Consider the following 26,348-nt stretch of genomic DNA (forward strand, 5'->3'; position numbering starts at 1 on the left):
TATTTTACCTCTGGAAATAAAAAGGCGTCATGCAGAGCGCAGCGAAGCATCTTTACCGCAGCAGTAAATAAATTGCGTTGCGCGGTAAAGATGCTTCGCTGCGCTCTGCATGACGTTCTAGAGAATCAGGCGTCAACTACGCCGGCTCCGATTCGATGTAGCTGATGTCGGCATCGCCCCACAGTTCTTCGAGGGCGTAGAAACGGCGACGGTCGCGCAGGAAAACGTGCACGACCACGTCAACATAGTCGAGCAGCACCCACTCGCGGTTGGTGCGGCCTTCGGTTTGCCAGGGGCTTTCGCCGGTTACTTTTTCGATTTCTTCTTCCACCGAGCGGGCGATGGCTTCAAGCTGCGTGTCGGAGTTGGCCGAGCAGATGATGAAATAATCGGCAACGGCATTTTTTAATTCCTTCAGATTCAGGACCACGATGTCGGACGCCTTTTTGTCCTGCATGCCGCGAACGACCAAATCTGCCAATGTGTCTGAATCCTGACGGACCAACGTGCTTTTCATATTGTCTGGTTAGGTATGAGCTTTACAGCCGAAAGTCTACGAAGTTAACGATACGCGCAAGAAGACTGTGGTTGTCACCCCTCAAACCCTATTTACGGGCCAACAATTAGTCTGGCTCCCGTCCTGCGCCTCGACCAATTCGGAGGCTCAAACGTTGATTGTCCAAAACCGGGCCAGCGAAGGCTGCACCGTCATAACGGACTTTCAGACCGCCGGCCGGGGCCAGCGCGGCAACCAGTGGCAGGGCGCGCCGGCCGAAAACCTGATGCTGTCGGTGGTGTGGCAGCCCACGTTTCTGGCCGCTACCGAGCAGTTTCGCCTCAGCCAGGCCGTGGCGTTGGGCGTGCACGACTGGGCGGCCGCCCTGCTCGGCCCCGACCCGAAGCTGAAATTGAAATGGCCCAACGACCTCTACTACGGCAACCAAAAGCTGGGCGGCATCCTGATTGAGAACAGCCTGAGCGGCCCCAAAATCCAGCACAGCATCATCGGCATTGGCCTGAACATCAACCAGCAGGAGCTGGCACTGCCCACGGCCACCTCGTTTGCGCAGCTCACCGGGCGGGCCTACGACCGCGCCGCCCTGGCCGCCCGGCTGCTGGAGTGCCTGGAGCGGCGCTACCTGCAGCTGCGGGCCGGGCAGGTGGGAGAGCTGCGGCGCGACTACCTGCAGGCGCTGTACCGCTACCAGGAAACCCATCCCTTCGTTATCGACGGGCAAACGGTGAGCGGCCAGATTGTCGGGGTAGAGGAAGATGGGCGGCTGGCCGTGGCTATTGGCAACGAACTGCGGCGGTTCGGTTTGCAGGAAATTCGGCACGGGTAGCAACCAAAGCGGCTAAAGGCGCATCAAGGGAGCGGGCAGCAAAAAATATCGAGCATTTTGAATAAAAAATATTTTCCGAGGCAACCATTCTTTCTGGCGCGCCGAGTTGTCGGCAAGGCCGCCGGTTAACTTTTGCGCGTCGGGCCAGTCTATCAAACTCAAATTCAAGGTTTGGTGTTGGCTGACAGCCTGGCACGCGCAACCCGGCACGGTGCTTGTCAATCTTTAATCCTACTGCTCCCTCTCTTTTACCTTCACTTTTTCTGCTCTTGCGATGAAATTCTTTACTCGATTTGTGGTTGCTTCAGCTGCGTTGGTGCTTTCGGCGGCTTCGGTGTTTGCCGCCACCATCACGGTGCAGGTTGGCGACAACTTTTACACGGGCCCGGACGGCACCAACACCATTCGCATGACGCGGGCCGACGTGCTGGTTTTCCAATACGTTGGCGCGTCGAGCCACCCAACCATGTCGGATAGCGCGCCGGCCGCCTGGCCCATCTTTCAGATGAACGCCGCCAATACGTCCAAAACCTTCGCGGCGAATACCTTTACGGCGGGCACGTATCCGTTTCACTGCACCGCACACGGCGGGCCGGGCGTGGGCCAGTTTGGAACGCTCATTGTGTCGGGCACGGCTACCGCCACGCTCGATGCCAACCTCGCGGCCGCTGTCCTGAACGTGTACCCCAACCCCAGCCATGGCCAGGTGACGGTGCAACTCAACCAAAAGGCCGGAGCCGATTATAAGCTGCGCCTGAGCAACATCATCGGCCAGGAAATTCGCACGGTGGCCTTGCGGCCCGAGCTGACGGCCGCCGGCCTGCCGCTTGATTTGAGCGACTTGCACAACGGCGTGTATTTCTACAGCCTGCTTGTGGACGGCAAGGTGGCCAGCACCAAGCGCCTCGTGCTGCAAAACTGACCCCAACCGGACATAATGATTTGACAAAAAGCAGCCTCGGGCTGCTTTTTGTGTTTCTGGCCTGAATTGAAAGTTGGTGACGCGGTGCAACGGTGCATTGCCTACTTTTGCCCTTTCACCAACTTACCCGCTTCTTGTTCCGGCCGCGTTCTGTTCCCGCACGGCCGGGTGTTTGTGCCTCATCCGATTGTATGCGCTCCTTTAAAAGCCTGAATAACCTCGTTGGCTGGGTGGTTTTTGCCATTGCCGCCGCCACCTACCTGCTCACCCTGGAGCCCACCGCTTCGTTCTGGGACTGCGGCGAGTTCATCGCCTGCTCCTACAAGCTGCTGGTGCCGCACCCCCCGGGAGCGCCCACCTTCCTGCTGCTGGGCCGGCTGTTCTCGCTGTTTTCGTTTGGCGACGTGACGAAGGTGGCCGTGCTCATTAATGCGTTGTCCGGATTAAGCAGCGCCTTCACCGTGCTGTTTCTGTTCTGGATTATTACCCGCATGGCCCGCAAGCTGGTGCTGCGCGAGGCCGTGGCCAACAGCAACCTGGCCGCCGAGGCCATCGAACCCAACGGCTACCAGCGCCTGCTCATTCTGAGCGCGGGCGTGGTGGGCGCGCTGGCGTTTGCCTTCTCCGATTCGTTCTGGTTCAACGCCGTGGAGGGCGAGGTGTACGCCATGTCGGCCCTCTGCACCGCCGCCGTGGTCTGGATTATGCTGAAGTGGGAGGCCCACGCCAACGAGCCCGATTCCGACAAATGGCTGATTCTGATTGCCTACGTCATCGGCCTCAGCATTGGGGTGCACTTGCTGAATTTGCTGACGCTTCCGGCCCTGGGCTTTATTTACTACTACCGCCGCACCGCCAACCCGTCGCTGAAGGGCGGCATTATTGTGATGGTGGTGAGCATGGTGATTGTGGGTTCGATTCTGGTGGGCATCATCCCGGGCCTGCCCACGCTGGCCGGCAACTTCGAGGTGTTCTTCATCAACTCGGTGGGCCTGCCCTTCAACTCGGGCCTGTTCATCTTCCTTATCGTCTTCATCGGCCTGATTTGGTTTGGCTTCCGCCTCTCCTACCAGCGCCGCAGCCAGCTGCTGAACACGGCCATGCTCTGCTTCGTGTTCATTCTGATTGGCTATTCGAGCTACCTGATTGTACCCATCCGCAGCTCTTTTCAGCCCACCATCAACGAAAACGACCCCGAGGATGTGCTGAGCTTCGTGAGCTACCTCAAGCGCGAGCAGTACGGCTCGCGGCCCCTACTCTATGGCCCGCAGTTCAACGCCCAGCCGGTAGACTACGCCGAGGGTGCCCCCCGCTACGCCCGCGACCTGAAAACCGGTACCTACAAGGAGATTCTGCCGCGCCAGCAGGAGCCCGTGTACCGCGACGAGGACAAAATGCTGCTGCCCCGCATCTACAGCTACGAGCCCGACCAGATTGCCAACTACAAAAAGTGGGTGGATATTCAGGACGGCGTGAAGCCGACCATGGGCCAGAACCTGGGCTTCCTGTTCCGCTACCAGATGGGCCACATGTTCTGGCGCTACTTCATGTGGAATTTCGTGGGGCGCGAGTCCGACGTGCAGCAGGCGGGCGTGGTCACACCGTTCAGCCCGAGCAAAGCCTCGCTGCCGGCCCGCATCGGCGACAGCCCGGCGCATAATAATTTCCTAGCTCTGCCGCTCATCCTGGGCCTGATTGGCCTGTGGTTCCAGAGCCGGCGCGACAGCAAGGATGCCTGGGTAACGGGCCTCTTGTTCCTGATGACCGGCCTGGCCATCGTGCTCTACCTCAACCAGCCGCCGCGCGAACCGCGCGAGCGCGACTACACCTTCACCGGCGCCACGTTCGCCTTCGCCATCTGGATTGGCTTGGGCGTGCTGGGGCTGGCCGAATTGTTTGGCAAAGTGGTGAAGGCCGACGGCCTGCGCGCTGGCCTGGCCTTGGCGGCGGGCCTACTCATTCCCGGCATTATGGTGGCCCAGGGCTGGGACGACCACAACCGCTCCAACCGCTACAACTCGGTGGACTCGGCCAAGAACCTGCTGAATAGCTGCGCCAAGGATGCCATCCTGTTCACCAACGGCGACAACGACACCTTCCCGCTCTGGTACGCCCAAGAAGTGGAAGGCATACGGACCGACGTGCGCGTGGCCGTGCTTTCGTACCTCAACACCGACTGGTACATCGCCCAGATGAAGCGCCGCTCCTACCTCTCGGAGGGCTTCCCCATCTCGATGCCGGCGGCGGCTTACGCCCAGGGCACCAACGACATGCTGCCTTTCGCCGCCAACCCGGCTGTGCCCAGCGTGAACCTGAAGGAATTTATTGAGCTGGTGAAGGCCAACAACCCGCTGCTGCAGGTGCAGTACCAGGAAGGCGGCCCGATGATGATGAGCTTCCCCACCCCCAACTTCTTCCTGCCCATCGACACGGCGGCCGTGAAGCGGTTGGGCATCATCCCCAAGGACCGCGAAAAGCAGCTCGTATCCCAGATGGAGTGGAGCATGGGCAAGCGCGCCATCGAGAAGAAAAACCTGGTGATTCTGGACATGATTGCCACCAACAACTGGAAGCGGCCCATCTACTTCAGCAGCACCGTGAACCCCGGCGACTACATGAACCTGCAGCCCTACTTCCAGATGGAAGGCATGGCCTACCGCCTGCTGCCCCTGCGCGACCCCAACTACAACCCGCAGAGCGGCGATGACGGCTTCGTGGAGAAGGACCTGACCTACCAGCGCCTGATGAAGGACTTCAGCTACCGCGGCCTGCAGAACCCGCACATTTTCTACGACGAGAACAACCTGCGCTTCCCGGCCAACTACCGCGACAAGTTTGCCCGCCTGGCCAACGCCTACCTGGCCGAGGGCAACGTGGCCAAGGCCAAGGAAGTGGCCGACAAGGCCCTGGAGCTGATGCCCGACGCGGCCATCCCGTACGACTACTACTCGCCGCAGCTGGTGGCGGCCCTGGTGGCGGGCGGCGAAAAAGCCAAAGCCGACCAGATACTGGACACCATGACCCAGCGCTCGGAGCAGATGCTGGCCTACTACGCCACCAAACCCGACGGCAGCCTGTTTGAAGACGACCAGCGCGGCTACCTCGTGGGCCTGCAAAGCGTGTACATCGCCGCCGAGCGCGCCGGCGACAAGCCCCGCGCCGATAAGGCCCGCGGCCTGATGCAGCAGTACTACCCGCAGTAGTTTTTTGCTGTTGGCTTAACCTAAAACGGCCGGCTCGCAGTGCGCGAGCCGGCCGTTTTAGGTTGATAGCATGCGTTGCTCCGCGTTAGCGTCGCGAGCAAACGAAGAAAAAGCACCTGCCTAATACCGGGACACTGTTGCGAAAAAAAGCGGCGCAGCTAGTGCGGCACCCGAAGTTGGGTGCGGCTGAGGTGGGCTATTGCTGGCGGTCGAAGCGGCCCTTGGTGACGGTGATGGTTTTGCTCGGGTCGAACGTGCTGGCCGCCGTGAACTCGAATGTGCCGGCCGAGATGCCACTATTGGAATTTGCTGTTACTATTACTCGCCCCGTGTGGCGTGCATCAGTGATGTACAGTTCATTGCTGCCTGCGAAGCTGCATGCAGCGTAGTTGAGAGTATGGCTTAAGCCCCCCCTATCCAAACTTGGTGTACTTTGATTAAAAGCATATTTTCCCGATTTTTGAGAGCGAAAAAATAAGTAGACATGCGTGTTACCTCTACTTGTAGTACCAGAAAGTGTTAAATAATAGAGACTATCCTCGTAGAAGCCTCCGGACAGTGGAGGAGTAGGGTTAGAAAGGAGGTCCCCCCCCAACCAGTAGCGACAAACCGCTCGCCGTTGACCAGGCAGCCGCCCGTGTTTTTGCCTTCCTGCGTGGCCGGCGGCAGGCCCGCCTCGGGGTCTTTTGCAGCCAGCGGCCAGCAGCAGCACAGCAGCTAGACAGCGGAACGGGTAGGTTCTCATGGCAGCAAAGGCGGAAAAGGAGTGAACTAAATGCAGGGGTAATTTCTTCATTGCCAGCATGGCTTCCTCGGGCCTTGCAGCAACCGCCGCGCCCGAAAGCGGCCGCAGATTAGCCCTGCGCCTCGGCCGCCGCAACCCAACTTTTGCGCGTAGCAGACTTTTCAGCGGGGCCTTTCGGGGCGCCCCGGCCGGCACGGCCCCGCCGATACCAGCCGCCAGCCGCGTTTTTGGCGCGACCTTGCGTAAGAGAAAACCGACTTTACAACTTCCCGTTTCGTCGCCTCCGCCATGCCCTCCTCTTCCCGCTTCTGGTACCGCCTCGGTGAGTTGCTGCCGCTGCTGGCCGCCGCCCCGCTGGCCACGCCGCGCCCCGATTTCGCCGGCCTCTACCGCGACGCTCCGGCCCTGGCCCTCGACACCCGCCGCGAGGGTGACAGCCTGCGCCTGTACCTGCGCCTGCCCGCTCCCGCCCGCCTGGGGCCGGGCCACGCGCTGCGGGTGGCTCTGTGGCCCAGCTACGAAGCCAAAGCCCCGCTGTGGCAGGACAGCATTGCGCGCCGCGCCCAGCACCCGCGCCCCGCGCCCGACGGCCGCGGCGGCGTGCTGCTCAGCTTCTGCCTGCCCGCCGCGCAGCTGCCGGCCGGGGCTGCCCTGCAAGTAACCACCGCCCCGCCCGACACCAAAGACGACTACCAGGAGCCCAGCACCACCGCCTGGCTACGCCTGACGGATGCCATCATGGCCCGCCCCTTCGTGCTGACGGACTCGGCCGGGCAGCCGCTGGCCCGCCGCTACCTGCGGGCCGGCGAAACCTTCAGCGTTGAGGGCTACGGCCTCATGCAGCCGGTGCGTTGGAAACGCTACGCCGTGAACCCGCTGCCCGCCCTGCCGCCCATGACCAACGCGGCCGCCATGCCCGCCGGCCCGCGCATCCTCCCCGTGCTCGACTCGGCCGAAGCCCGCCCTGGCCAGCTGCTGCGCTTCCAGGAGCCCGGCCTGTACGCGCTGAAGGTGGGGGGCGTGGGCGGCACCGCGCCGCGCACGCTGGCCGTGCTGGTCGCGCCCAACGCCTACCCCGCCCTCAGCACCGCCGCCGAACTGATTGAGCCGCTGCGCTACCTCACCACCAGCCAGGAGCGCCAGAAGCTGACCGACGCGCCCGACCCCAAGCGGGCGGTGGATAAATTCTGGCTCGACATTGCCCAGGGTAACCAGCGGCTGGGCAAAGAATTAATCCGGAGCTACTACGGCCGCGTCACGGCGGCCAACCGCCTGTTTGCCGCCCACAAAGCCGGCTGGCTCACCGATAGGGGCCTGCTGTATGTGGTATTGGGGCCGCCGCCGGGCGTGCGCCGCTTCGCCAACGGCGAGGAACGGTGGTATTATCCCGACGGGGGATTGACCGGCGGCCCCATCACCTACACCTTCCGGCCTCGACCGAGTACCTTTGCCCCTGATTACTACGAATTGGTGCGCCGGCCCGAGTACGAACTGCTCTGGTATGCCGCCGTTGAAAAATGGAGAACCCCACCGACCGCCCTGACCGGCCCGAACGTCCCCAGCGCCCTGCCCGCCCGGTAGCCGGCCGCCGCTTCTACGACGGCGCCAACCGCCCCGTCACCCCCAAACAGTTCCGCCCCGACCGGGGTGGCAGCGAGTTCGACGAGCGCCCCGCCCGCCCCCGCGGCCGTGGCGGCTCCGACAACCGCGACGAAGCCGCCGGCGACCGCACCGGCCGCTCCGACCGCGGCGAAAGCCGTCCGCCTTACCGCGAGCGCGCCGAAGGCGGCGAGCGCGGCAGCAACTTCGGCGGCGAGCGCGGCGGCGACCGTCGCTACGAAAACCGCCCGGCCCAGCCGGCCAGCATCGACATGCTCTTCGGCCTGCGCCCCATTCAGGAAGCCCTGAACGCGGGCCGCACGCTGGAGAAGATATTCCTGCTGCGCGGCACCAAAAACAGTCTCGTGACGGACATTTCGGCCGCTGCCCGCGCGGCCGGCATCCAGGTGCAGCTCGTGCCCGTGGAGAAGCTCGACAACCTGACCCGCAAAAACCACCAGGGCGCGGTGGCCTTCGTGTCGCCCATCGACTACGCCCCGCTCGATAACATCGTGTCCGGGCTGTTTGAGGAAGGTAAAGTGCCCTTCCTGCTGCTGCTCGACCGCATTACCGATGTGCGCAACTTCGGCGCCATTGCCCGCACGGCCGAGTGTCTGGGCGTGCAGGCCATCGTAGTACCCAGCCGGGGCGCGGCCCAAATCAACGGCGACGCGCTGAAAACCAGCGCCGGCGCGCTGAATATCCTGCCCGTGTGCCGCGAAACCAACCTGCACGAAACCATACGCTTCCTCCAGCAGTCGGGCATCACGGTAGTGGCCTGTACCGAAAAAGCCGAAGAAGCTGTGGGCAGCGCCGAAGTTGACTTCAGCGGCCCCGTGGCCATCCTCATGGGCTCGGAAGAAGACGGCATCTCGCCCGACCTACTGAACCTGGCCGACGTGAAGCTGAAAGTGCCCATGAGCGGCCAGATTCAAAGCCTGAACGTGGGCGTGGCCGCCGGTATCATGATGTTTGAGGTGGCGCGCCAGCGGGTGAGCGCAGTGTAGTGCACCAGCATCAGTCATCCTGAGCGCAGCGAAGGACCTTATCACGCTCGGACAAATCCGGCTGACGTGATAAGGTCCTTCGCTGCGCTCAGGATGACAAACAAAACAAAAAGCCCCGACACTGCACAGTGCCGGGGCTTTTCACATCTCAAGGCTTTCTGCATCGGGAGGAAGGATTGCCGCGCTTCGCTCGCAATGACAGACGGGCGCTAATTATACCCGCCGCCCTTCTTGGCCTTCACATCGGCCACGAACTCCTTCACGCGCTGCTCCTCGCTGCGCTTGCAGATAAGCAGCACGTTGTCGTACTCGGCAATGATGTAATCTTCGAGGCCCTGCACCACCACGAGGCGCTCCGAGGGCGTTTTGATAACACAGCCGGTCGTGTCGTAGAGTAGCACGTCGCCGTTCACCATGTTGTTGTTCTCGTCGCGCTCGCCAATGCGGTGCAGCGAATCCCAGGTTCCTACGTCGCTCCAGCCGAAATCGGCGGGCAGCACGTACACGTTATCGGCCTTTTCCATCACGCCGTAGTCGATACTGATGTTGCGGCAGCGCGAGTACGCCTCGCCAATGAACTCCTCTTCCTGAGGCGTGCCTAGCTTGTCGGCACCTTCATCGAACACCTCGGCGATGTCGCTCAGATACTGATGGAAGGCGTGCAGAATCACGTCGGCGCGCCACACAAACAGACCCGAATTCCAAAGGAAGTCGCCGCTCTCCACGAACATCTTCGCCAGCTCCAGATTAGGCTTCTCGGTGAAGGTTTTCACCTTGTGCAGTTGGCCGCCGGGCAGGCTCTGGTCGTCCATGTATTGGATGTAGCCATAGCCGGTATCGGGGCGCGAGGGCTGAATGCCAAGCGTGATGAGCACGTCGTCGGCCCGGGCCGCGGCGATGGCAATGTTGATGAGACGGCGAAATTCGTCTTCGCGCAGCACGGCATGGTCGGCCGGCGTTACGATGATGGTGGCTTTGGGGTCGCGTTGCGCGATGCGGTAGCTGGCATAGGCAATGCACGGCGCCGTATTGCGGCCAATGGGCTCGCCCAGAATCTGGTCGGCGGGCAGGTCGGGCAGGTGCTCCTGCACCAGGGCCGTGTAGTCGCGGTTGGTCACCACAAACACGTTTTCGGGCGGGCACACGCCCGCAAAACGGTCAACAGTAAGCTGAAGCATGGACCGGCCCACGCCCAGCACGTCATGAAACTGCTTGGGGTGGTGCGTGCGGCTGAAAGGCCAGAACCGGCTGCCAATGCCGCCAGCCATTACAACGAGGTAAGTAGAATTCATTATTACAAAGGTAAGGCCGAAGCCGAACGTGCGACGGCCGCGTTAGCGGGACAGCCTAGGTTCATTCGAACGCCACGCCGAGTGCGGCCGAGGCATCTTGCGTGCAGCAGTAATTCAATTGTGAAAGCAACGTTTATCAGTGGTGGCACGCAAGATGCCTCGGCTGCGCTCGGCCTGGCGTGCTTTTACACTCATACTACACCAACCCCTCGCGCAGCAAATCGTGCAGATGGATGAAGCCGGCGAACGCGCCCTCCTCCGTCACCACCAGCTGCGTAATGTTTCGGCTTTGCATGCGGGCCAAGGCTTCAGCGGCGAAATCTTCCACGTCGATGGTGGCCGGGCGGGGCGTGAGAATGTCACGGGCGCGCAGGTTTTCCAGGTCCGAGAAGCTGCCCAGCATACGGCGCAGGTCGCCATCGGTGATGATGCCGGCGAGCTGGCCGGAGCTGTCGAGCACGGCGGTGGCCCCGAGGCGCTTGCCCGATATTTCGAGCAGTACGTCTTTCAGCACGGCGTCTTCCTGCACCTGAGGGCGCTGGTTCTGGCGGCTGAGGTCGCCTACTTTCAGGTAGAGGCGCTTGCCGAGGGTGCCGCCGGGGTGCAGCCGGGCAAAGTCGGCGGCGGTGAACTGGCGACTTTCGAGCAGGCACACGGCCAGAGCGTCGCCCAGGGCCAGGGCCGCCGTGGTGCTGGTGGTGGGCGCGAGGTTGTTGGGGCAGGCTTCCTTGCTCACCGGCGCGTGCAGAATGTAGGTGGCCTGCTGGGCCAGGTAAGAGTCGGCGTTGCTCACGAGCGCGGCCAGCGGCACGCCTTTGCGGCGCAGCAGCGGCACCAGCACTTTAATCTCGGGCGTGTCGCCGCTCTTGCTGATGGCAATAACGAAGTCGCCGGGCTGAATCATGCCCAGGTCGCCGTGGATGGCATCGGCCGCGTGCATAAACAGGGCCGGTGTACCGGTGCTGTTGAGCGTGGCCACGATTTTGCCCGCAATGTGCGCGCTTTTGCCAATGCCCGTGACCACCACCCGGCCCTTCAACTGCAAAATGGCTTGCACGCAGGCCACGAAGTCGGGCGTGGCGGCCAGGGCATCGGCCACGGCGCGTACAGCATCGGCTTCTTCGTGCAGCACCTGGCGGGCAATGGCGAGCACGTCGGCGGGCGCGGTGCCGGTAGCGGCAAAACCTTCGGAAGACTGGGCGGAAGCGGACATGAACGCGAGGTGAGGTTGATTTTGCAAAATTGGGGGATAGAATTTAAGCCCGCGCATCTGCGCTGCAACGGGGTGTCACTCACGCAGCCGCCGCTACCAACAGCAACGACAGCCAATTTGTGGCATAAAAGCCACATTCGGCCCGTCCGGTCCGCCGATTTTGCCTGGGTGAGCCAACGTTTGCCGAACGTCGGTGCAGATGCCGGCTGAGCTCGGGCAAGGATAGCAATATGACAAAATTGTTTTCCACAATTCACGAAAAACCTCATTTTTCATGCTCGAAATATGGGTTATTGCTTATCTTCGTTATGAACCGCGAGTCGGTAAGCTTTTCACCAGCGCCTTCATCTTATGTCTTCAGTTGCCCTTCAGGAAGCCCCGGCCCTTACCGCCGATTTGAAACATACACTCAAGGAAGTATTCGGCTACGGCCAGTTTCGGGGCACTCAAGAGGCTGTTATTCAAAACGTGCTGGCCGGGCACAACACCTTCGTGATTATGCCCACCGGCGCGGGCAAAAGCCTGTGCTACCAGCTGCCGGCCCTCGTGGTGCCGGGCACGGCCATCGTGATTTCGCCCCTCATCGCCCTGATGAAAAACCAGGTCGACCAGCTTGGGGCCTTCGGTGTGAATGCGCAGGTGTACAACTCGACCCTGACCAAAACCGAAATGAAGCGGGTGCAGAAAGACGTGATGAGTGGCGAAGTCCGCCTGCTCTACGTAGCCCCCGAAAGCCTGACCAAGGACGATACCATCGATTTCCTGCTGAAGTCGACCATCAGCTTCGTGGCCATCGACGAGGCCCACTGCATCTCGGAATGGGGCCACGATTTCCGGCCCGAGTACCGCAAGATTCGCGGCATCATCGACAACCTGGGCGGCAACGTGCCGATTATCGCCCTTACGGCCACGGCCACGCCCAAAGTGCAGCTGGACATCCAGAAAAACCTGCACATGGACGACGCCAGCGTCTTCAAAACCAGCTTCAACCGCACCAACCTCTACTACGAGGTGCGCGCCAAGCACAACACCAAAAAACAGCTGATTCAGTACGTGAAGCAGCACAAGGGCAAGGCCGGCATCATTTACTGCCTGAGCCGCAAAAAGGTGGAGGAAATTGCCGAGCTGCTGCGCGTGAACGACGTGCGCGCCCGCCCCTACCACGCCGGCCTCGACCAGCAAACCCGCATCGACAACCAGGACGCTTTCCTGAACGAGGAGTGCGACGTGATTGTGGCCACCATTGCTTTCGGCATGGGCATCGACAAGCCCGACGTACGCTTCGTGGTGCACTACGACGCGCCGAAATCCATCGAGGGCTACTATCAGGAAACCGGCCGCGGCGGCCGCGACGGCCTGGAGGGCAACTGCCTGATGTTCTACAGCTACGACGACATTCTGAAGCTGGAAAAGTTCAGCAAAGACAAGCCGGTGACGGAGCGTGACAACGCCCACCAGCTGCTGGCCGAAATGACGAACTACGCCGAAAGCGCCGTGTGCCGCCGCCGCCAGCTGCTGCACTACTTCGGCGAGCAGCTGGACACCGACTGCGGCTTCTGCGATAACTGCAAGCACCCCAAGGAGCGGTTTGAGGGCGAAGCGGCCGTGGGCTTGGCCCTGCGCGCCGTGGTGCAGACGGAAGCCCGCTTCAATCTGAACCACATCGGCCAGGTGCTGCTCGGGCTGAGCAACCCGCACATCGAGAGCTACGCCCACAATGCGCTGCCAATTTACGGGCAGGGCAAGGAGCTGGGCGACGCGCAGTTCTGGCATTCGGTGCTGCGCCAGTGCCTGCTGAACGGCTTTCTGGAGAAGGACATCGACAGCCTGGGCCTGGTGCGCATCACCGATAAGGGCATCGACTTCATCGAAAACCCGCGTTCCATCACCCTCACCAAGGACCACAACTTCGACGAGGAGCAGAAGGCCGACGAGGAAAAGGAGGAAGTACAGCACGCCGCCGGCCACGACGAAGCCCTGTTCACCCAGCTCAAGGAACTGCGCAAGCAGGTGGCCAAGCAGAAAAACCTGCCGCCCTACGTCCTCTTCCAAGACCCGAGCCTGAAGGAGATGGCCACCACCTACCCCACCTCGCTACACGACCTCACGCATGTGTCGGGCGTGGGCCAGGGCAAAGCCCAGAAGTTTGGCGCGCCGTTCGTGGCCGCCATCAAGAAGTACGTGGAAGACAACGACATCGAAACTGCCGAAGACGTGGTGGTGAAGTCGGCCGTGAACCGCTCGAAAATCAAAATCTACGTCATTCAGCAGATTGACAAGAAGATGATGCTCGAAGATATTGCTTCCTCGAAGGGCATCACGATGGCCGAGCTGATGGAGGAAATTGAGCACATCTGCTACTCCGGCACCCGCCTCAACATCGACTACTACCTGGAGGAAATGGTGGAAGAGGAAGTGCGCGACGAGATTTACGACTACTTCATGTCGGCCAGCACCGACAACATTGCCGTGGCCATGAAGGAACTCGGCGACGATTTCACCGAAGAAGAGTTGCGCCTGGTGCGCGTGAAATTCCTGAGCGAAGTCGCTAACTAAGCATCTATTCATTCCTGGAATTTTCCAGTTAGCGAGGCCCCGCAACTTTGTTGCGGGGCCTTTTTTGTGCGTTGCAATGCGCAGAGCCTATATAGTCATTTATAGCTCATTAAATCAGTGCAAAATCAGAATTCGCTACAGCGGTAAATGCCTGAATGGCAAAACTTGCCGCACACGAATGGTGGGCTTGAGAAGGTTGGTTTGGCACTGAAAATTTCGATATCTTCGCCAACCTATTCTCTATTTACCCACTTATTTTCTGTAAAACGTGCTACGCTGTTTCCTGATTTTCGCTACGCTGCTGGCGGGGCTGGCTGCGCGGCCAACTTGGGGCCAATCGGTGCCGGCCACGCCGGCCAAACCACCGCTGCCCACGCCGGCCCCCACCGCTCCGGCCAAGGTTGCGCCTGCGCCATCCGCTGCGCCCAAAGCCCCGGCCGCCGCAGCCATTACGGCCCCGGACACGGCCCGCACCACCGCCCGCACCGACACGGTGAATGTCCTGACACCCGCACAAATAGCCGAACAGGCTTACCAGAAAGGCCTGGCCAGCGTGCAGACCAAGGACTTCGCGGCGGCCCTGGCCAGCTTCAGCGAGGCCATTGCGGCCAAGCCCGACTACGCGCCGCCCTACGGCACCCGCGCCGCCACGCACTTCGAGCTGAAGGAATACGACCTGGCCCTGGCTGACTATGACCAGGCTCTGCAATTGGTGCCCGCCGACTACACCAGCTACCTCGGCCGCGCCCAGACGCACGAGGCCAAGGGCCAGCTGACCGAGGCTGAAAAGGACTATTCCGAAGCGCTGAAGGGTGGCAGCGGCTTCGGCCCGGCCTGGTACCGGCGGGGCCGGCTGCGCTTCGACCGGGGCGAGTACCAGGCCGCGCGCGATGACTTTGAAGGTGCCATCCGGGCCGACCGCAAGAGTGCCGCCGCCTACCACGAGCGCGCCAGCGCCCAGCAGCAGCTGGGCAATTTCAACGAGGCCATTTTGGACTACACCTCGGCGCTGGCCTTACAGCCCAGCCTGTTGTCGGCGCTGCTAAACCGGGCCGCCGCTGAGCGCCGCGCCGGCCAGCTGCCGCAGGCCCTAAAGGACTATGACGCCTACCTGAAAGCCAAGCCTACCGATGCACTGGCGTTTAATAATCGGGGCCGGGCGCGCTTTGAAGCGCAGGATTACGCCGGTGCGGCGGCCGATTTCACCCAGGCCCTGACGCTGGAAGCCAGCTACGCCCCGGCCTGGAACAACCGCGCTGCCGCCCACCTCAAGCTCGAAACCTACGAAAAGGCCGAGGCCGACGCCACCCAGGCAATTGCGCTCGATGCCAAGTACGCCGAAGCCTACCTGAACCGGGGCCAGGCCCGCGAGATGCTCCGCAAGCCCGACGAGGCCTGCCAGGACTGGCAGCAGGCGGCCCAGTTGGGCATTGCGGCCGGCACCAGCTACGCCACGCTGGCCGGCTGCGCGCCCGCTCCGCCCGCCGACCCCAGCCCGGCCACCAGCACCGCCCAGGCCACCGGCAAGCCCTGATGCGCCGACTGGTTCACTCCCGGTTTCACTCCCGCTATTTCGTCGTTATGACTCACCATTACCGCTATCTGCTGGGGGCGCTGCTGACGGTGGCGCTGGCCCCGGCGCACGCCCAGAGCGTACCTTTCACTTCCGCCCGCATTCCGAATAAGGAGTTGCTGAAAATTGCCACGCGCGCCATCAAGGCCGGCGAGGAAGACTACAAGGCCAGCCCACCGCGCTACGCGGCGGCGCTGCCGCACTTTCTGGAAGCCCAGAAAATCAACCCCAGCAACGGCGGGCTAAACCTGGAAATCGGCGACTGCTACCTGAACATGGGTGACAAAGCCGGGGCCCTGCCTTATCTGCAAAAGGCGGCCGAGCTCGAAACCGGCCCCGCCGCGCCCCGCGCCCACTACGTGCTGGGCCGCGCCTACCAGTTGAGTGCCCGCTGGGCCGAAGCCCTCAAGGAGTTTGAGCGCGCCCGTCCCGTGGCCAACACTGCTGTAAAAAAAGGCCAGCCGACCGCCGACGCCGTCACCACCGACGTGAACCGCCGCCTGGCCGAATGCAAAGCCGGCCAGCACCTTACGCAGCACCCGCTGCGTCTGTTCGTGGATAACCTGGGCCCCACGGTGAATTCGCCCGAAGACGAGCTGAACCCGCTCGTAACGGCCGACGAGTCGGGCCTGTTTCTGACTTCGCACCGCGCGGGGGCCCTGGGTGGAGCTAAGAATACCAACGGGCGCGGCCAGCTGCCTGACGTGTACCACACTACCCGCAGCGGCCAGGATTGGGGCCCTGCCCGCACCCTGAACGCCCCCGTAAATTCGGATAAGGCCGACGTGGCGGTAGCCGCTTCGGCCGACGGCCAGCGCTTGCTGCTGCACGCCGACGGCGACGATGGCGACCTGAGCGAAACGCACCTCACGGCCAGCGGCTGGAGCAAGCCGCACGCGCTGGGTTCGCACATCAACACCAAGTACCGCGAAACCTCAGCCACGTTCTCGCCCGATGGGCGCTACGTGTATTTTGTAAGCGACAAGCCCGAGGGCAGCCTGGGCGGGCGCGACATCTACCGGGCCGAAATCGACGGCAAAACCCCGCCCGTGAACCTGGGCTCGGCCATCAACACGCCGTATGATGAGGAGGGCGTATTCATGCAGCCCGATGGCAAGACTTTGCTTTTCTCGTCGCAGGGCCACGGCACGATGGGCGGCTTCGACGTGTTCAAATCGGTGTATGAAAACGGGAAGTGGAGCGAGCCTGAAAACCTGGGCTGGCCCCTGAATACGCCCAACGACGAGCTGTTTTTCACCACCACCGCCTCGGGGCGCTACGGCTACTTTGCCAGCGACCGGCCCGGCGGCACGGGCGGGCTCGATTTGTACCGCGTCACGTTTCTGGGGGCCGAAAAGCAGCCCTTGCTCGACCAGGACAACCGCCTGGTAAGCGACCAACCCCGTCTGACGCGCGAGTCGCGGCCGGCACTGGTGGTGCCGGTAGTCACGCCCACCGTTACGCTGCTCAAGGGCGTCGTCACCGACATCAGCAACCAGCAGCCGGTGGCGGCCCAACTCGACGTGATAAATAACGCCAGCGGCCAGACCATCGGCACGTTTCAGACCACGCCCAACGGGCGCTACCTGCTGCCGCTGCCTTCGGGCACCAACTACGCCGTGGTGGTGCACCACGACAATTTCCTAGCGTATTTCGACAACATGAACCTACCCTCGGACGCGGGCTATGCCGAAACCAAGCACGACGTGCGCCTGCAAAAGATGGAACCCGGCTCGAACGTGGTGCTGCAAAACGTGTTTTTCGTCCCCGGCCAGGACGTGCTGCGCCCCGAAAGCACCCCCGAGCTAAACCGCCTCTTGCAGCTGCTAAGCGACAACTCCCGCCTGAAAGTGCACCTGGCCGGCCACACCGACGAAGCCGGCAGCGACCACCAGAACCAAGACCTGAGCCAGCGCCGCGTGCAGGCCATCATGGCCTACCTCGTGGCCCACAAAATCAAAGCCGAGCGCCTGACTGCCACTGGCTACGGCGCTACCGTGCCCTACAACGACACCGAGGCCGGCCGCAAGCTCAGTTGCCGCACCGAATTCAAAGTAGTGTCGCGCTAGCCCGCCAGCTGCCAACCCTGACGGCCCGGGCGCGTACGCCGGAGCGTACCTGCTTATCCGCCGACGCCGGCGGGTGTTTTCCCGCTCGCTCATGTGGATAGTTTTTGCGTTACTGGCCGCTCTGGCTTCGGCCTCGGTGGTTACGCTGTCGAAAGCTGCCATCAAAGACGTGCCGCCCAGTTTGGTGTTTGCCATCGAGGCCGTGCTGATTCTGGCCGTGGCCTGGGGCACGGTACTGGTGCAGGACTTATTGCCCGAAATCGGCAAGATTGAGCGCAAAACCTGGCTGGTGCTGCTGGTAGCGGGCGTGCTCACGGCCGCCTCGTCGCTGCTGGTATTTCGGGCACTTTCGATTGGTGATGCTTCGCGGGTGTCGCCGCTCACTAATATTTCGCTGGTGTTTTCCGTCACGCTGGCGGCCATTTTCCTCAAGGAAAAACTGACCTGGCAGGTGCTGCTGGGCGCGGCGCTGATGGCCGCCGGCGCCATCCTCATTGCCACCACCAAACCCGCCGCTAAGAAGGAAGATGCCAGCAGCAAAACCGGTCGCCCCACGAGTGGCACTACCGTCTACGACTCAAAACCGGCGGCATAACGCGGCCTACTGGCGAATAGTAGCCGAAGCAGCTGGCGCGGCTAAGTTGCGGAGGCCGCCAGCAGCGCTTCGGCTTCCAGCAGCAGCGAGGCGCTCATCAGCAAATCGTACAGCAGAAACAGTTCTTCGAGGGTGAAAACGAATTTCTGGTAGGCCGCCGCGCCGGGCAGCACCAGGCAGCGGGCGTGCGGGTCGGGCTGGCTGTGGGCGTGCTGCTCGCACAGGCTGGCCACCACGGCGCGCCACTCCGCAAGCTCGGCGCGTTTCAGGCACAGGGCCACGTTGCCAAAATACACGTGCAGGCAGCAGCCCTCGGGGCAGCGCGAGATACAACCTAAGTCGTTGTGATGCAGGGAGCGGCACATAGCAGGAAAGCAGGTGAAACCAGACGGATAATCGCGGCGTGGCAGCGTTGTACTCAATAGCTGCGGCGGGCGGGCGGCATGGGCAGCGCCGGTGTGGGACGAGTATTGGAGTCATCACCACGGTCCCGCATAATTCCGGACAGCGGCAAAGGTATTGGCAGAATTTAAAGGCGCAATCTTATTTAGAATTATTCTAAATAATTTTTATAGAGGCTCCACTAGCCCCTACATTTGCCCTTAAATAGAATCTGTCTAAATAACCACCTGATGAACCGCTTTCTTTTTCAATATTTCATTTTGCTATTAACCTGCTGTGCAGCACCGGCCTGGGCCCAGCAAACGGGCAGCATTGCGGGCCGCGTGACGACGACCGATGGCGGCGCGGCCGAATCGGTGAGCGTGGGCGTGCAGGGGCAGCCGCTGGGCAGCATCACGGGCAGCGACGGACGCTACCGCATTGCGGCGGTGCCGGCGGGTACTTATACGGTGGTGGTTTCCTTCGTGGGGCTGAAACCGGCCGAGCAGCAGGTGACCGTGGTGGCCGGCCAGCGCGCCACGCTGGATTTCCGGCTGGCCGAAAGCACGGCCGAGCTACAGGAAGTGGTGGTGCAGGGCGCCCGCACCAATAAATTCAACCGCACTACCAGCGTGGATGTGGCGAAAATGCCGCTCAAAAACCTGGAGAACCCGCAGGTGTACGCCACCGTGGGCAAAGAGCTGCTGACTGAGCAACTGGTGTTTACCGTGGACGATGCGACGCGCAACGTGCCCGGCCTGCAAAAAATGTGGGAGGCCACCGGGCGCGGCGGCGATGGCGGCGCGTTCTACGCCAGTCGGGGTTTCATCCTGTCGAGCCAGCTGCGCAACGGGGTGGCCGGCAACGTCACCAGCGACATCGATGCCATTAATCTGGAGAAGCTGGAGGCCATCAAAGGGCCGTCGGGCACGCTGTTCGGTAGCTCGCTCACCTCGTACGGCGGCCTGCTGAACCGCGTGACCAAGAAGCCGCTCGACACGTTTGGCGGCGAGATTGGCGTGGCAGCGGGCAGCTACGGCTTCCACCGCGTGAGCGCCGACGTGAACCTGGTGGATGCCAACGCGCCCGCCGCCCAGCCCAAGGCCCTGGCCTTCCGCCTGAACACGGCTTACACCTACGAAGACAGCTTCCAGAACCTGGATTACACGGGCTTTGGCAAGAGCCTGGCGGTGGCCCCGAGCCTGCAATTCCGCCCCACCGACCGGCTGACGGTGAACGTGGACGCCGAGATTTACAAGGGCACCAACGTGGGCAAGCAGATTATCTTCTTCTACTACCCGTCGGCCGCGCTGGGCTTTGACCGTGCCGATAAAGCGCCGCTGAACTACCGGCAGTCGTACCAGGGCGCGGGCCTGACGCAGGACACGCGCAGCACCAACCTGTTTGGACAGGTGCAGTACCGGATTTCGCCGGCCTTCACTTCGACGACGTACCTGACCAGCAGCCACAGCTTCTCGAACGGTTTCGGGCCGTATTTCTACCTCAAACCCGGCCCCAGCGGCGCGGCTTCAGACACGCTGGTGCGCGCCGACCAATCGACGGGCAACAGCCGCCGCACCTTGTTCGAGGCACAGCAATTGTTTAACGGCGACTTCCGGCTGGGCAACCTGCGCAACCGCGTGGTGCTGGGCCTGGATTTCCTGCGCATCGATGCCGACGTAAATTTCCTCGGCGGGGGCTTCGACCAAATTCCGCTCAACGCTTCCAGCGCCGCCATTCGGGCCTTCAACGGTCCGAATGTGAGCGCGCTATATGCCAAGTCGCCCACGGGCAACTACATCGTCAATACCAAATCGAACACTTACAGCACCTTCGTTTCGGACGTGCTGAACCTGACCGAGCAGCTGAGCTTGCTGGCCGCCCTGCGCATCGACCACTTCGACAACAAGGGCGGGCTGTTTTATTCGCCGGTGAAACCGTACTCGCAAACGGCGTTTTCGCCCAAGTTTGGGGTGGTGTATCAGCCGGTGAAGGACCGGGTGGCCCTGTTTGCGAACTACCAGAATAGCTTCAACAACCTGGGCACGTTCATCACGCCAACGGGAGAAACGCCCATTGCCAAACCCGAGCACGCCAACCAGCTGGAAGGCGGCGTGAAGCTGGACGCGGCCGGTGGCCGCCTGAGCGCCACGGTGAGCTACTACGACATTCGGGTAGAAAACCGGCTGCGCAACGTGCCCACGCCCACGCAGCCTTCGGCCCAGGTGCAGGATGCCACCCAGCAAAGCCGGGGCGTGGAAGTGAGCGTGATTGCCAACCCGGTGCGCGGCTTGAACGTGGTAGGCGGCTTTTCTTACAACGATTCGAAGTACGAAAACACGGCCGAGAACGTGAACGGCCGCCGGCCCGAAACCGCCTCTTCGCCCATTGTGGCCAACGCCTGGCTGAGCTACCGCCAGCCCGAAGGCCCCCTCAAAGGCCTGGGTGCGGGCTTCGGCGGCAACTACGCCAGCAACAACCGCATTCAGAATACGAACACCAACGTCTTCACGCTGCCCAGCTACACCATCCTCAACGCCAGTATTTTCTACGACCAGCCCAAGTTTCGCCTCTCGGCCAAGGCTGATAACCTGACCGATAAGCAGTACTGGATTGGCTATACAACGATGAACGCGCAGAAGCTGCGCAGCATCGTGGGCAGCGTGGCGTATAAGTTTTAAGAATCGGTTTCTTCAACAGAACGTCATGCTACGCTGGTCGAAGCATCTCTACCACGAGGGTAATTAGTTGGTGAGTGCGCTCGATTTCGCTGCAACGAAGCGGCAGAGATGGGTCGACCAGCGCAGCATGACGTTCTGTTAACCTTCTAAGCTCTCTATGACCCTCAAACAAGCCGTTGGCAAACTACACCTCTGGCTGGGGCTGGCCTCCGGGCTGGTGGTATTTATTGTGAGCCTGACGGGCGCCATTTTCACGTTTCAGGATGAAATCCGGGACCTGACCGAACGCGGCCGTAAGGTGGAGCCGCAGGCCACGGCCCTGCTGTTGCCTTCGCGCCTGCAAGCTGCGGCGCTGGCCGGGCACCCCGGCGTGCAGGCATCCACGGTGTGGACGACGTATTTCGGCCCCGAGCGCGCCGCCACCGTGTTTTTTACCGACCCGGCCAGCCAGCCCATCATGGTGTCGCTGAACCCCTACACCGGCCAGATAGTGAACGAGCAGAACCTGCGCCGTCACTTCTTCAGCATCGTGCAGGAAATCCACATGACGCTGCTGCTGCCCGAAGCGGTGGCCAAATGGGTGGTGGGCGGCAGCGTCGTCATCTTTCTGCTGATGCTGGGCACGGGCCTGGTACTGTGGTGGCCCAAGCGCAAGCAGGAACGGAAGCAGCGCCTCACCATTAAGTGGGGTGCCCGCTGGCGCCGCCTCAACTATGATTTGCACAACGTGCTGGGCTTTTACGTGGCCGGCATTGCCGGCCTGCTGGCCCTCACCGGCTTGTTCATGATTTTCCCGCTGCTGCTCGACTCGGCCGTGCTGGTGGCCAACGACGGCCGCACCTATCCGCAGGAAAAAACGGTGGCCAAAGTGGACACGTTGCAAGCCGTGACGGCCGCCGCGCAGCCCCTGCCCGATATTATTTACCGCACGGTGCGCCGCCGCTCGCCGCAGGCCGAAATGGTGCTCATCGGACCAGTCGGCACCGGCAAAGCCCCGGCGTATTGCTGGGCCTACCAGCGGGCGCTGCACTATTATCGCCGCGACGAATACGCGTTTCATCCGGTGTCGGGGCAGCTGCTGCTGGCCCATTTCCACGCGGGCAAGAGCACCGGCGGCAAGCTCTCTGATATGAACTACGACCTGCACACGGGCCAGATTCTGGGCCTGGGCGGCAAAATTGTGGCCTTCCTGGCGAGCCTGCTGGCCGCCAGCCTGCCCGTTACGGGCACCCTGCTGTGGTGGGGCCGCCGCCACAAAAAGCCCAAGCCGAAGCCCCGAGTTGCAGCAACGGCGCTAAGCGCCTGAAGACACTTTCTGATATAACAAAAAAGGCCCGTCGTTGCACGACGGGCCTTTTTTGTTGGGCTAATGATGACTTAGCAATACTCTTCGAACGCGCCTTGCAGGTTGTTCACGATGCGCATGGCATCGGAGCCTTCGATGTGGTAGCGCTCAATCATGTGCACCAGTTCGCCGTCTTTGAACAGGGCGATGCAGGGCGACGAGGGCGGGTACGGGAGCAGGTGCTCACGCATTTTGGCTACCGCGTCGGTTTCCATGCCGGCGAAAACCGTTACCAGCTTGCCGGGCTTTTTGTCGGCGCTGGCGAGGGCCATTTTGAGGGCGGGGCGGGCCTTGGCGGCGGCGCAGCCGCACACCGAGTTCACGGCCACCAGCACGGTGCCTTCGTTCGAGGCGAGGGCGGAATCCACCTCCTCGGGGGTCATCAACTGCTCGAAACCTGCTTCGGTAAGGTCCTGGCGGATGGGCGCCACCATGTATTCGGGATAAACTGCCATAGTTGTCTGAGAATTAAAAAGCGGCGGGGCCGCGTACGGCTACAAAAGTACGAATGCTTAAAGCATTAGGGGCCGGGGAAAGTTTCGGGGTGGAATTTAGAAGTAAGGACGTCATGCAGAGCGCAGCGAAGCATCTTGCCCGCCACTACTAATCAATTTCGTTCTTACGATTGAATGAGTGACTGCTGGCAAGATGCTTCGCTGCGCTCTGCATGACGTTCTGGCTTTCCCCCGAACCCCTCAGAAATACTACGGCACAATCGTCTCGATGCTGCCATCGGCCCCACGCTTCAATTCCGTCACCTTGATGTTGCGCAACCAGGTTTTGCCCGAGAGCTGGGTGTCGTGGTAGAAGATGTACCATTTGCCCTTCACCTCCACGATGGAGTGGTGCGTGGTCCAGCCCTGCACGGGCTCCATAATCACGCCTTTGTAGGTGAAGGGGCCGGTGGGCTTGTCGCCCACAGCGTACACCAGCAAGTGCGTGTCGCCGGTCGAGTACGAGAAGTAGTATTTGCCCTGGTACTTGTGCAGCCAGCCGCCCTCGAAAAAGCGGCGCTTGGTGTCGCTGGCCAGCAGCGGCTTGCCGGCTTCATCCAGAATTTTCACTTCCTGCACCGGGCCGTCGAAATGCTTCATGTCGGCCGAGAGCTTGGCCACGCGGGCGTTGAGAGCGGGCACGGCGGTGCTGGGCTCTTTTTCGGCGGCGTTAGCGTCGTACTTGCCGGTTTGCCAGCGCTGGAGCTGCCCGCCCCACAGGCCGCCGAAGTACATGTAGGCATTGCCATCGGTGTCCTGGAACACGGCCGGGTCGATGCTGAAGCTGCCGGCAATGGGCGTGGCCTCGGCTTTGAACGGGCCGCTGGGCGAGGTGCTGGTGGCCACCCCGATGCGGAAAACGTCCTGCTTGTCCTTCACCGGGAAGTAGAGGTAGTAGGTGCCGTTTTTGAAAGCCGCATCCGGTGCCCAGAGCTGGCGGCCGGCCCAGGGAATGTCCTTCACCGCGAGGCCCACGCCATGGTCCGTCACGGGGCCGTTCACGCTGTCCATCGACAGGATGTGGTAGTCGTTCATGGCGAAATGGTCGCCCTTGTCATTCTCCGGAATCCCGGCTTCAATGTCGTGCGAGGGGTAGATGTAAATCTTGCCGGCGAAGACGTGTGCCGACGGGTCGGCCGTGTAAATGTCCTTCACCAGCGGCTGCGACAGCGGCTGTTTGGCCGCGGCCGAATCGGCGGCAGCGGGCTTGGTGGTGGCGGTGGTTTCGGTGGTGGAAGTGTTCGACTGGCAGGCGCCGAGCAGGGCCGTAGCGGCCGCGAGCAAAGGCGCGCAACGCCGGAAACTGAAGTGGGTGGGCATAAAAAAAGAGGAGTGATTTGGCGCAAATATAGACGCGCAAACCACTCCTCAAATCACTGATTTATAATCAATTTACCCACCCGACTACCACAACCGTTTGCGATAGCCAGGCCCGTAGTGCCACCTAGCGCTTGCCGTAGCGCTGGCCAAAAAAGTCGCCCCGGTTCCACTGCGGGCGGGCAACTTCCTGGGCCACCTGGTAGCCTACCAGGAAACACAGCTGCACGTACTTCTTGCCGGCTTCGAAGTCGAAGCGGCCGTTGATATCGTCCTGCGGCTTGTGGTAGGTCACGGCGCGCCACTTCTGCACCTCTTCGCTGAGGTTGTTTTTGCCGTCGGCGGTTTTGTTGCCGTATTTGAGGTGCAGGGCCGGAATGCCGGCCGTCACGAAGCTGTACTGGTCGCTGCGGATGAAGCGGTTCTGCTCGGGCTCGGGGTCGTTTTCGAGGGCAATGTTCAGGTAGGCACAAGCGCGCTGCACGGGTTTCAGCAGCGTGGAATGCGGCGCCCCGAGGGCAACCACGCTCAGCAGCGGCGCAATGAGGGTAGGCATGTCCATGTTGATATCGGCCACGATTTCAGACTTGGGCACCGTGGGGTAGGCCGCGAAGGCCGACGAACCCAGCAGGCCCAGCTCCTCGCCGGTCATGAAGGCAAAGAGCATGGTGCGCTTCGGCTTTTCCTTGAGTTGGGAGTAGATTTTGGCGATTTCAAGCACGCAGGCTACGCCCGAAGCATTGTCGTGCGCGCCGTTGTTGATGGAGTCGCCCTGCACCGGCGCGGTCACGCCCAGGTGGTCGAGGTGGGCCGAATGCACCACGTATTCGTTGCGCAGCTTGGCATCGGAGCCCACGAACATCCCTACCACGTTGTAGCTCTCAATGTCCTGGTACGTCGACTGCATGGTGGCCGTAATCGTGGTGCGCAGCCCCTTCGAGGCTGGCTTGCCGCTGCGGATGGAGGCAAAAACCCGCGCAGTATCGAGCTCCGCCGTTTGCAGGAAACGCTGGAGCGTGGCTGCGTTCACGGCCCCGTAGAGCTGCTGCTTGCTGCCCGGCGCGAAAGTGCGCGACACGGCAATTTTGCCATCGGCCCCGAGCACGCTGTAGGTGCCGTTTTTGAGGTCGGGCAACGCGCCGGCGTGGGCCGAGGCCACAATCAGCCCCACCGCGCCGTGGTTGATGGCCGCCTTCAGCAGCCCAGCCAAATCCTGGCTGGCCGAGGCCACGGTGGAGGCAAACGTGCGGGGCGCGCCGCGCACAATCATCACCACTTTGCCCTTCACGTCGAGGCCGGCGTAGTCGTCGTAGCCCAGCTCGGGCGCACTGATGCCGTAGCCGGCGAAGGCCAGCGGCGCATCGGTGACGCGGGTAGCGGCCAGTTCGGGGCTGGGATACAGCACGTAATCCTGGCCGGGCGTCAGCGCGAACGTGGTGCCCTGCCACTCGCGGGCCGCAAACGTGGCCCCGGGCTTGAGGAAGGCACGCCGCAGTCGCACTTTCTGGATGAAGGTGCCGCCCTCGCCGGCCGGCTGCACACCCAGGGTTTTCAGCTGCCCGGTCACGTAATCGACGGCCATCTGGTAGCCGGGGGTGCCGGCTTTGCGGCCCAGCAGGCGGTCGTCGGCCAGGTAGGCGATGTGGGCTTTGATGGCTTCGGGCTGCACTTGTTCGAGGGCCGCAACCACGGGTTTGGGCACCACGAGCGGGGCCTGCGCCTGGGCGGCGACGCTCAAAAACAGCGAAGAGAGGAGGGAAAGGGAGAATTTCATTAGCTAACAGGGGAAGAACCAGCTACAAAGAACGGCATGCCGCGCATTTGGCGAGCAGAAGCCGTGAAAATGGCGGCCGCCGTGGGTTTAGCGCAAACGTATTCGCAGGAACGATGCTGATTTTCTTACTGTTACTTCCGCTTGCCTTGCCTTATTAGTGCGTATCTTGAGTAAATAATTTTGTTATCACCGGGCGAGCCCTGCGCTACCAGCCGCCGCCTGAACCGGCCGTTCTGGTC

Annotated in this window: 19 protein-coding genes; 11 read left to right on the plus strand and 8 right to left on the minus strand. The window is 62.0% G+C overall.

The window, feature by feature from the left end:
* Positions 1-136 precede the first annotated feature (136 nt).
* Entirely contained in the window at positions 137-517 is a 381-nt protein-coding gene (gene rsfS / locus MON38_RS10295) for a ribosome silencing factor (protein ID WP_241936085.1), read from the minus strand.
* 67 nt (positions 518-584) lie between these two features.
* Here rsfS and MON38_RS10300 point away from each other — a divergent pair, with 67 nt between their 5' ends.
* The 3 genes from MON38_RS10300 to MON38_RS10310 all read left to right on the plus strand — a co-directional run bounded on the left by MON38_RS10300 (position 585) and on the right by MON38_RS10310 (position 5,468).
* Entirely contained in the window at positions 585-1,343 is a 759-nt protein-coding gene (locus tag MON38_RS10300; RefSeq protein ID WP_338423764.1) for a biotin--[acetyl-CoA-carboxylase] ligase, read from the plus strand.
* A 274-nt stretch (positions 1,344-1,617) separates the two neighbouring features.
* Positions 1,618-2,265 (plus strand): T9SS type A sorting domain-containing protein, encoded by a 648-nt coding sequence (locus MON38_RS10305; RefSeq protein ID WP_241936087.1) that lies wholly within the window; start codon positions 1,618-1,620, stop codon positions 2,263-2,265.
* Positions 2,266-2,456: 191 nt separating this feature from the next.
* Positions 2,457-5,468: a protein O-mannosyl-transferase family gene (locus tag MON38_RS10310; RefSeq protein ID WP_241936088.1), complete on the plus strand. Its 3,012-nt coding sequence runs from the start codon at positions 2,457-2,459 to the stop codon at positions 5,466-5,468.
* A 196-nt stretch (positions 5,469-5,664) separates the two neighbouring features.
* Here the strand turns inward: MON38_RS10310 and MON38_RS10315 are convergent, their stop codons facing one another.
* A complete protein-coding gene (locus MON38_RS10315) occupies positions 5,665-6,264 on the minus strand; it encodes a Riean_0653 family protein (protein ID WP_241936089.1) in 600 nt (199 codons plus the stop codon).
* Between the two features lie 237 nt (positions 6,265-6,501).
* Here MON38_RS10315 and MON38_RS10320 point away from each other — a divergent pair, with 237 nt between their 5' ends.
* Both MON38_RS10320 and rlmB read left to right on the plus strand, forming a co-directional pair.
* On the plus strand, positions 6,502-7,794 hold the full coding sequence (locus MON38_RS10320; RefSeq protein WP_241936090.1) for a GWxTD domain-containing protein: 1,293 nt from the start codon (positions 6,502-6,504) through the stop codon (positions 7,792-7,794).
* The gene (rlmB, locus tag MON38_RS10325; protein ID WP_241936091.1) at positions 7,731-8,819 is read left to right on the plus strand and encodes a 23S rRNA (guanosine(2251)-2'-O)-methyltransferase RlmB; all 1,089 of its coding nucleotides are present in this window, start codon (positions 7,731-7,733) and stop codon (positions 8,817-8,819) included. The genes MON38_RS10320 and rlmB overlap by 64 nt, the downstream gene beginning before the upstream one ends.
* Positions 8,820-9,028: 209 nt before the next feature.
* Here rlmB and MON38_RS10330 read toward each other — a convergent pair whose 3' ends face one another.
* Both MON38_RS10330 and MON38_RS10335 read right to left on the minus strand, forming a co-directional pair.
* On the minus strand, positions 9,029-10,111 hold the full coding sequence (locus MON38_RS10330; protein WP_241936092.1) for a mannose-1-phosphate guanylyltransferase: 1,083 nt from the start codon (positions 10,109-10,111) through the stop codon (positions 9,029-9,031).
* Positions 10,112-10,307: 196 nt separating this feature from the next.
* Positions 10,308-11,324: a KpsF/GutQ family sugar-phosphate isomerase gene (locus MON38_RS10335; RefSeq protein WP_241936093.1), complete on the minus strand. Its 1,017-nt coding sequence runs from the start codon at positions 11,322-11,324 to the stop codon at positions 10,308-10,310.
* A gap of 351 nt (positions 11,325-11,675) precedes the next feature.
* On the opposite strand from MON38_RS10335, the gene recQ reads away from it, so the two are divergent.
* The 4 genes from recQ (at position 11,676) to MON38_RS10355 (ending at position 18,117) form a co-directional block, all read left to right on the plus strand.
* Positions 11,676-13,880, plus strand: coding sequence for a DNA helicase RecQ (gene recQ, locus MON38_RS10340; protein WP_241936094.1), 2,205 nt, complete (start codon positions 11,676-11,678; stop codon positions 13,878-13,880).
* A 268-nt stretch (positions 13,881-14,148) separates the two neighbouring features.
* Complete coding sequence (locus MON38_RS10345; RefSeq protein WP_241936095.1) at positions 14,149-15,414, plus strand: tetratricopeptide repeat protein; 1,266 nt, start codon at positions 14,149-14,151, stop codon at positions 15,412-15,414.
* A 47-nt stretch (positions 15,415-15,461) separates the two neighbouring features.
* Positions 15,462-17,522 (plus strand): OmpA family protein, encoded by a 2,061-nt coding sequence (locus MON38_RS10350; RefSeq protein WP_241936096.1) that lies wholly within the window; start codon positions 15,462-15,464, stop codon positions 17,520-17,522.
* 91 nt (positions 17,523-17,613) lie between these two features.
* Positions 17,614-18,117, plus strand: a complete 504-nt coding sequence (locus MON38_RS10355; RefSeq protein ID WP_241936097.1) for an EamA family transporter — start codon at positions 17,614-17,616, stop codon at positions 18,115-18,117.
* Positions 18,118-18,158: 41 nt separating this feature from the next.
* On the opposite strand, the gene MON38_RS10360 is transcribed toward MON38_RS10355, so the two are convergent.
* Positions 18,159-18,482 carry a hypothetical protein gene (locus MON38_RS10360; protein ID WP_241936098.1) on the minus strand — a complete coding sequence of 108 codons (324 nt, stop codon included), beginning with the start codon at positions 18,480-18,482 and terminating at the stop codon, positions 18,159-18,161.
* A gap of 297 nt (positions 18,483-18,779) precedes the next feature.
* Between MON38_RS10360 and MON38_RS10365 the strand changes: the two genes are divergently transcribed.
* Positions 18,780-21,179 (plus strand): TonB-dependent receptor, encoded by a 2,400-nt coding sequence (locus MON38_RS10365; RefSeq protein WP_241936099.1) that lies wholly within the window; start codon positions 18,780-18,782, stop codon positions 21,177-21,179.
* Positions 21,180-21,336: 157 nt separating this feature from the next.
* On the plus strand, positions 21,337-22,485 hold the full coding sequence (locus tag MON38_RS10370; RefSeq protein ID WP_241936100.1) for a PepSY-associated TM helix domain-containing protein: 1,149 nt from the start codon (positions 21,337-21,339) through the stop codon (positions 22,483-22,485).
* Positions 22,486-22,556: 71 nt separating this feature from the next.
* Here MON38_RS10370 and MON38_RS10375 read toward each other — a convergent pair whose 3' ends face one another.
* The 3 genes from MON38_RS10375 to MON38_RS10385 all read right to left on the minus strand — a co-directional run bounded on the left by MON38_RS10375 (position 22,557) and on the right by MON38_RS10385 (position 26,109).
* Complete coding sequence (locus tag MON38_RS10375; protein ID WP_046245532.1) at positions 22,557-22,979, minus strand: BrxA/BrxB family bacilliredoxin; 423 nt, start codon at positions 22,977-22,979, stop codon at positions 22,557-22,559.
* Between the two features lie 249 nt (positions 22,980-23,228).
* Positions 23,229-24,338: a glycoside hydrolase family 43 protein gene (locus MON38_RS10380; RefSeq protein ID WP_241936101.1), complete on the minus strand. Its 1,110-nt coding sequence runs from the start codon at positions 24,336-24,338 to the stop codon at positions 23,229-23,231.
* Between the two features lie 124 nt (positions 24,339-24,462).
* The gene (locus tag MON38_RS10385; RefSeq protein ID WP_241936102.1) at positions 24,463-26,109 is read right to left on the minus strand and encodes a M28 family peptidase; all 1,647 of its coding nucleotides are present in this window, start codon (positions 26,107-26,109) and stop codon (positions 24,463-24,465) included.
* Between the last annotated feature and the right edge of the window lie 239 nt (positions 26,110-26,348).

The organism is Hymenobacter cyanobacteriorum (assembly GCF_022631375.1).
In the GTDB taxonomy this organism is placed as follows: Bacteria; Bacteroidota; Bacteroidia; order Cytophagales; family Hymenobacteraceae; genus Hymenobacter; species Hymenobacter cyanobacteriorum.

What these genes read in the sequence shown, in the direction of transcription:
- MON38_RS10310 (WP_241936088.1), top strand. Translation starts at nt 2,457, where the DNA reads ATGCGCTCCTTTAAAAGCCTGAATAACCTCGTTGGCTGGGTGGTTTTT.
- MON38_RS10305 (WP_241936087.1), top strand. Translation starts at nt 1,618, where the DNA reads ATGAAATTCTTTACTCGATTTGTGGTTGCTTCAGCTGCGTTGGTGCTT.
- rsfS (WP_241936085.1), bottom strand. Translation starts at nt 517, where the DNA reads ATGAAAAGCACGTTGGTCCGTCAGGATTCAGACACATTGGCAGATTTG.
- MON38_RS10355 (WP_241936097.1), top strand. Translation starts at nt 17,614, where the DNA reads ATGTGGATAGTTTTTGCGTTACTGGCCGCTCTGGCTTCGGCCTCGGTG.
- MON38_RS10315 (WP_241936089.1), bottom strand. Translation starts at nt 6,264, where the DNA reads ATGAAGAAATTACCCCTGCATTTAGTTCACTCCTTTTCCGCCTTTGCT.
- recQ (WP_241936094.1), top strand. Translation starts at nt 11,676, where the DNA reads ATGTCTTCAGTTGCCCTTCAGGAAGCCCCGGCCCTTACCGCCGATTTG.
- MON38_RS10335 (WP_241936093.1), bottom strand. Translation starts at nt 11,324, where the DNA reads ATGTCCGCTTCCGCCCAGTCTTCCGAAGGTTTTGCCGCTACCGGCACC.
- MON38_RS10350 (WP_241936096.1), top strand. Translation starts at nt 15,462, where the DNA reads ATGACTCACCATTACCGCTATCTGCTGGGGGCGCTGCTGACGGTGGCG.
- MON38_RS10385 (WP_241936102.1), bottom strand. Translation starts at nt 26,109, where the DNA reads ATGAAATTCTCCCTTTCCCTCCTCTCTTCGCTGTTTTTGAGCGTCGCC.
- MON38_RS10380 (WP_241936101.1), bottom strand. Translation starts at nt 24,338, where the DNA reads ATGCCCACCCACTTCAGTTTCCGGCGTTGCGCGCCTTTGCTCGCGGCC.
- MON38_RS10360 (WP_241936098.1), bottom strand. Translation starts at nt 18,482, where the DNA reads ATGTGCCGCTCCCTGCATCACAACGACTTAGGTTGTATCTCGCGCTGC.
- MON38_RS10370 (WP_241936100.1), top strand. Translation starts at nt 21,337, where the DNA reads ATGACCCTCAAACAAGCCGTTGGCAAACTACACCTCTGGCTGGGGCTG.
- MON38_RS10330 (WP_241936092.1), bottom strand. Translation starts at nt 10,111, where the DNA reads ATGAATTCTACTTACCTCGTTGTAATGGCTGGCGGCATTGGCAGCCGG.
- rlmB (WP_241936091.1), top strand. Translation starts at nt 7,731, where the DNA reads ATGGAGAACCCCACCGACCGCCCTGACCGGCCCGAACGTCCCCAGCGC.
- MON38_RS10375 (WP_046245532.1), bottom strand. Translation starts at nt 22,979, where the DNA reads ATGGCAGTTTATCCCGAATACATGGTGGCGCCCATCCGCCAGGACCTT.
- MON38_RS10320 (WP_241936090.1), top strand. Translation starts at nt 6,502, where the DNA reads ATGCCCTCCTCTTCCCGCTTCTGGTACCGCCTCGGTGAGTTGCTGCCG.